The sequence below is a fragment of the uncultured Campylobacter sp. genome (assembly GCF_937997405.1).
In the GTDB taxonomy this organism is placed as follows: domain Bacteria; phylum Campylobacterota; class Campylobacteria; order Campylobacterales; family Campylobacteraceae; genus Campylobacter_B.
The window spans coordinates 1-6305 of record NZ_CALKTL010000122.1; the positions used below are offsets into that span (position 1 = coordinate 1).

5 protein-coding genes and 1 pseudogene are annotated in these 6305 nt (G+C 49.0%); 4 read left to right on the forward strand and 2 right to left on the reverse strand.

Annotated elements, in window-relative coordinates; translation table 11 throughout:
- The first annotated feature begins 126 nt into the window (after window positions 1–126).
- Genes Q0372_RS06510 through Q0372_RS06525 form a run of 4 tightly spaced genes read left to right on the forward strand, consistent with a single transcriptional unit; the run spans window position 127 to window position 4628 of the window.
- The gene (locus tag Q0372_RS06510) at window positions 127–372 is read left to right on the forward strand and encodes a DUF2018 family protein (RefSeq protein ID WP_298104004.1); all 246 of its coding nucleotides are present in this window, start codon (window positions 127–129) and stop codon (window positions 370–372) included.
- The gene (locus Q0372_RS06515) at window positions 372–1364 is read left to right on the forward strand and encodes a polyprenyl synthetase family protein (RefSeq protein WP_298104007.1); all 993 of its coding nucleotides are present in this window, start codon (window positions 372–374) and stop codon (window positions 1362–1364) included. Before Q0372_RS06510 ends, Q0372_RS06515 begins: the two co-directional genes overlap by 1 nt.
- Window positions 1364–2920 carry a glutamyl-tRNA reductase gene (hemA, locus tag Q0372_RS06520; RefSeq protein ID WP_298104010.1) on the forward strand — a complete coding sequence of 519 codons (1557 nt, stop codon included), beginning with the start codon at window positions 1364–1366 and terminating at the stop codon, window positions 2918–2920. Before Q0372_RS06515 ends, hemA begins: the two co-directional genes overlap by 1 nt.
- A complete protein-coding gene (locus Q0372_RS06525; RefSeq protein ID WP_298104013.1) occupies window positions 2910–4628 on the forward strand; it encodes a proline--tRNA ligase in 1719 nt (572 codons plus the stop codon). The genes hemA and Q0372_RS06525 overlap by 11 nt, the downstream gene beginning before the upstream one ends.
- Before the next feature lie 633 nt (window positions 4629–5261).
- Here the strand turns inward: Q0372_RS06525 and Q0372_RS06530 are convergent.
- Both Q0372_RS06530 and Q0372_RS06535 read right to left on the reverse strand, forming a co-directional pair.
- Window positions 5262–5900, reverse strand: a complete 639-nt coding sequence (locus Q0372_RS06530) for a DUF417 family protein (protein WP_177387426.1) — start codon at window positions 5898–5900, stop codon at window positions 5262–5264.
- 58 nt (window positions 5901–5958) lie between these two features.
- Window positions 5959–6305 (reverse strand): annotated as a pseudogene (locus Q0372_RS06535) (hypothetical protein); the annotation flags it as partial.

The window sequence follows — 6305 nt, forward strand, 5'->3', positions numbered from 1 at the left end:
AAACGCACGAGCCGCCGCCACCACGACCTTCAACTCGGGAAGTTTATGCAGCACCGATAGTTTGCCGCGCCCTAACCTAAATTAAATTTTACATTTGCTATAATCGCGAAATTTTAAGGAAGGTAAATGGATATTTTTGAAGGCAGCCCAAGAGAGAAATTTTTTGAAATTTTATCCGCTGCAAGCCCTACTTTAGTGCAAAACGAAATCGAAGAAGCTCTAATCCGCCTAATCGCCTGTGAGCGGCTCTGCCAAACGCGCGGCATTAGCGAGCGCGAGATCGAAAGCTTCATCGCACAGCAAGATCTACAAGACGAGCTAAACGACAAATTTTTGCAAATGAGCGGAAATATCCTAAGCAACAACGAATAATGCTAGATCAAATCGATTTAATTATGAAAAACTTCATCGCAGACTGCGGCTACGAGCCCGCTAACGAGATGTTTGATAGGCTAAGCCCCGGCAAAAAACTGCGCTCCAAGCTACTGCTAAACATCGCGCAAAAAGATGAAAAATCGCTGCATCTGTGCGCGATCATCGAGCTCATTCAAGCTGCGAGCCTGCTGCACGACGACGTCATCGACGAAAGCTCGGTGCGCCGCGGCAAACCTTCGATCAACGCCACTTACGGCTCCAAAAACGCCGTGATGCTGGGCGACATACTCTATTCCAAGGCATACTTTGAGCTTTCTAAATTTGAAAGCCGCATCGCCGCCGCGCTTTCGGGCGCCGTCACGAAGCTGGCCGTGGGCGAGCTGATGGACGTAAGCTTAAGCGACGATTTCAACGACGATGCGAGCAAATATCTGCAAATGATCTATCTAAAAACCTCCGCCTTGATCGAAGAGGTCGCGCGCTGCGGGGCATTTTTAAAATTCGGCGACGCGGAAAATTGCGACGAAATTTCAGATATGAGCTGCGCAAAAAACAAGATCGAAATTCCAAGCGCCGCGAAAGATCATAATGAAATTTCAAGCGCGAGCGCAAAATTCGGCGAATACGGCAAAAACCTTGGGCTTGCCTTTCAGATCATCGACGACATCTTAGACGTCACGCAAAGCTCCGCAACGCTAGGCAAGCCGAGCCTGAGCGATTTTGCGGAGGGCAAAACCACCCTGCCCTACATCTATTTATACGAAAATTTAGATGATGCGCAGCGGCAAAAGCTAAAATCGTTTTTTAAAAAGCAGCTTTGCCAGAGCGAAATTTCATGGATCAAGACAAAGCTTAGCGAGCACGGCATCATCGAGCGCTGTATAAACGAAGCTCGCGCCTACGGGCAAAAGGCGCTCGAAGCCGTGGCGGAATTTAAAAACGACAAGCTGGAGCAAATCGTGCGAGATATGATAGATAGGGAGTTTTGATGGCGTATATGAGCGTGAGCTTCACCCACAAAAACACGGACATCACGGTGCGCGAGAAACTTTCGTTTTCAAACGATGTGCGCAAGAAAGAAATTTTGCGCCTTTTAGCTTCAAACTCCGCGATAGAGGAGTGCTTGGTACTAAGCACCTGCAACAGAGTAGAAATTTTTACCGTCGTAAGCGACTTTGATGAAGCGCAAAAGTTCGTGCTTTTGGCACTTTCGCGCATTAGCGGCGTGAGCTACGACGAGCTAGCCGAGCGTGCCGATATTTACGAGGATTACGGCGCGATACACCACCTTTTCGCCGTCGCAGCCTCTCTTGACAGCCTCGTAGTGGGCGAAACGCAAATCGTAGGCCAGCTCAAAGACGCCTTTAAATTTGCCAAACAAAATGCCTACGCAAACACCGCCATCGCCGCAGCTATAGACGAAGCGCTAAAGTGCGCGGCGCGTATCCGCAACCAGACTGAAATTTCAAAAAACCCGATCTCCGTCTCAAGCGTCGCCGTGGCGATGGCAAAGGAAAAGTTAGGCTCCTTGCAGGGCGCGGACGCCGTGGTAGTGGGCGCGGGAGAGATGAGCGAGCTAGCGTGCAAACATCTGCTCGCAAACGGCGCTAATATCACGATCTTGAACCGAAATTTAGCCGGCGCGCAGAGGCTAGCCGCCTCGCTACTTAGCGAGAATTCCTTGGATACGAAAAATTGCGCGGATGAAAATCCCGGCACAGGCAAGAATTCAGACGGCTTAAATTCCGGAAATGTCGCGAATTTCGCGGGTGAAAATCCCACGCAAAAACAAAATTCTAAAGACGGCGTAAATTTTAATAAAGAGACTTTTGCAGACAGCAATGAATCTCGCATAGCAAGCGAAAATCCCAAGGACGATAAAAATTCCACCGCCTGCGCAAATTCCTCCGCGCAGGTACAATCCCGTATTAAAATCGATAGCCTTGATAATCTCAAAAAATATCTAAACGTAAATAGCCTATTTTTCAGCGCTACGGGCTCGCAAGAGCCGATCATTACCGATAGCTTGTTAGAGCCCAAAAGCTTTAAACGATATTTTTTCGATATCGCCGTGCCGCGCGACGTGGAGCTTAGCCAGAGCGAGGATATTGAAGTTTACAGCGTCGATGATCTGGAGGAGATCGTAAAGAAAAATTTGCTGCTTCGCGAGGAGCAGGCGCAGATCGCTTACTCGATCGTGGCAAAATGCACGAATGAGTTTTTCAAATGGCTGAGGGCGGCGGCATCCACGCCGATCATCAAGGCTTTGCGTCAAAGCGCGAAACAAGTAGCCGAGCTAGAGCTAGCCAAGGCGCTTAAAAAGGGTTATCTAAAGCATAGCGATGCGGAGGAAGCGCGCAAGCTGATCCATCAGGTTTTTAAAGCGTTTCTGCACGTTCCGACGGTAAATTTGAAAAACCTCGGCGAAGCGGACGATGCTGACAGCACGGTAAACGCGCTAGTAGAAATTTTTGGACTGCAAGAAAACTACGAAAAATTTTTAAATCAAGAAAACGAGAAAAAGGACAAACAAAATGAAATTTAGTAAGCTTTTCGCTCCCAGCCTAAAAGAGGCCCCCAGAGACGCGGTATTACCTAGCCACGCGCTTTTGATCCGCGCGGGATTTATCGAGCAGCTAGGCAGCGGGCTTTATAATTTTTTGCCGCTAGGAAAGATAGTACTAGAGCGGATCTGCGCCGTCATTAGGCAGGAGATGGACGCTGCGGGCGCGCAGGAGGTCTCTTTTAGCGTCGTGACGTCCGCGGATGCATGGAAAAAAAGCGGCCGCTACGCCAAATACGGCAAGGAGCTGTTGCGCTTCAAAGATCGCAAGGATAACGACTTCGTGCTAAGCCCTACCAATGAGGAAGCGGCGGTTTTGATGGTAGCGGATAAGATCACGAGCTACAAGCAGCTGCCGCTAAATATCTATCAGATCAATACGAAATTCCGCGACGAGGCGCGCCCTCGCTTCGGGCTTCTGCGCGGACGCGAGTTTACAATGAAGGACGCTTATAGCTTCCACGCAGACGCTGCGGATATGAAGCGCGAGTTTGAGGTGATGAGGCAGGCGTACTCGCGGATTTTTACGCGACTTGGATTAAATTTTAGAGCGGTCGATGCGGACAGCGGCGCGATCGGCGGCAGCGGAAGCAAGGAGTTTATGGTGCTAGCGGACAACGGCGAGGACGATATCGTCGTGTGCAAGCGCTGCGACTACGCCGCAAATATCGAGGCTGCGCGCCGTGCGCCCAAAACCACGAACACCGCTGCGCCTGAGACCGACGGCATGATGAAATTTAAAACGCCCGCAATGAAAACTATCGACGCGGTCGCGGAATTTTTTAAAGTGGATAAATTCTACACCATCAAAGCGGTGATCAAAAAAGCGCTATACGAGGATCGCAGCGAGATCGTAGCGTTTTTTATCCGCGGCTGCGACGAGCTGCAAGAGACCAAGGCGCAAAACGCCTGCGGCGCGCTTGAGCTAGTCGATGCTAGCGAGGAGGAGATCGCGCGAGCAGGCTTTACGGCGGGCTTTTGCGGACCTTTCGGGCTCGACGAGGGAGCTAAATTTTACATCGATGCCGAGCTAAAAGGAGCGCGCGAGATGATCGCGGGCGCGAACGAGCCGGATTACCACTACGTGGGCGCTAGCGTGATAAATTTTAACGAATCGCGCTTTGCGGATCTCGCCGCCGTGGGCGAAGGCGACGCGTGTCCGTACTGCGGCGGCGAGCTTGGCATCACAAAAGGCATCGAGGTGGGTCATATCTTTCAGCTCGGCACGCGCTATTCAGAGCCGATGGGGGCGCGATTTTTGGATGCAAACGGCAAGGCACAGCCGTTTTTGATGGGCTGCTACGGCATCGGTGCAAGCCGCCTTATCGCGGTGGCGATCGAAAGCAGTCACGACGAGAGAGGCTGCGTGTGGCCGCGCGAGCTGGCGCCTTTCGAGCTTGAGATCATCATCTCAAATCACAAAGACGCCGCTGCGGTAGAATTTGCCGAAAAATTATACGAGCAGTGCCGCGAGCGCGGTATCCGCGTACTACTGGACGATCGCGCGGAGCGCTTCGGCGTAAAGATGAACGACTTCGAGTTGATGGGCTTTCCGTACGCCGTGCTCGTGGGCAAAGCCCTAGCGGAGGGAAGCGTCGAGTTCATCACTCGCGCAGGCCTAAAGCGGCAGAGCATAAGCGCGGATGAAATTTTAAGCTTTATCGAGAGGAAATTAATCGAGAAAAATTAGGAAGCGCGTAAAAATTTAGCCTTAAATTTGAGCTAAATTTTATAATAAAAAAGTAGGTTCTCTCTTTAAATTTGTCGCTTTGGTCGTGCCTTCCAAATATCTGCGTAGAGTGATACTCAATTGCTCATTTGCCTCCGGCTTTTAAACTTTTTGGAAGCCCTATCGGTATGCGGCTCTCTAAACTAGCTCGACCGGCTTTGACCGAGCGGGCATTTAATTTCTAGCTTTATCGACCTCTATACGTGCCTATCGGTGCAAATTTCAGCGCATCCTTCGACGCCGACTACCTCTATCCATATCTGACTGCAAAATTGCGAGCATCACTTAAAATCCACATTTACAAAGCTTGCACGGCCCGCATCTAAAAGCACGGGCCATATCGCCTCAATCAAGACGCTGCGAGGAGCAAATCGGAGAATTTAGAAAGACGGCCGCAATTAAGCTCTTTTGCTCCAAAGAAATTAAACCGCAGATCAAATCTAGTGGTAGCGCGCCGCGAAACACAACGGGAAAATTTATGCTACGTACGTATTTTAAGCTTGCAGGCAAAACTACAGGAGCGTTAAATTTAGCGCTCGTGGCGGTAAAATTTAGCCCTGCGCCCGCCGCGAGGTAGAATTTTAGCTTTATAATTTACTTCGAAAGACTTTGTAGCCATCTTTTAGCCGCATCCGCAGCCGCTATCAAACCGCCGCACATCATTATCAGATCCTTTATCACCAGCCTGCCCGCGCCAGAGAGATACGGGAAGCCGTGGTTCGGGCTCTCTGTTATGCCGAGGGCGGGATTGCCCAAATTCGGCACCCAGGTTTCGGGCGTCGTTATCAAAAACGATAGCGTAACGATAGCCATACCGAAGGTCAAAAGTCCGCCTACGACGCCAATTTTTGGGAACCATATGCCAAGCAGCATCAAGATGCCGATCGAGCAAATCGTCGCGCCGATAATGTAAGAAGCCGTATAGGTGCCGTTTGATTTATGCCATTTGATATTATCCGGCACGACCAAGCCTTCGGGGTTTTTGTGCAGATTATACTCCGCGACCATTTTGCCCTTGCCGTTATCGACCACGTCTTTATTTTTCATCAGATAGCTGAAAAACGGGCTGTTCGTGACGAAGGGCACGATGCCGTCCGCCTCATACTGCACGACTTTTAGGCCGCCTATCCAGATCATGACGACGAAAATTGCAAACCTTATGCAATTTACAAATATGCTTTGCGAATTGGACAGGCAATTAAGCACCTTATATAGGAGGGAATTTTGATCCATCTGTGTTTCCTTTGCGGTAAAATTGATGCAATAGTTTATCAAAAGTGGGTTAAATAAGTCAATAGTTTTTATAAAATAATATTAATAGTATTGTAAAAAATTTTATCAAGTGCGTATAATTTTGAGTAGACAATGTGACATTGCTTTCAGACCAATCATAACGAATTACGTTATAACTGATGTCTTTAGCCAACAAGGATACGCGATCAACAGCACCAGCAAATTCACGGCGATCGATTACAGCGCTAGAATCGAATTGAGAAGGAATTACCTTTTCATATTCAGGATATGTGCCTTCGATTAAGCGAGAAATAATATAAATAGATTCAAAATTAAATACGATTTGTGTACGATTCCAAATGATATTGATCATAGCTGGATTATCTGTTGGTAATAAACGAGATA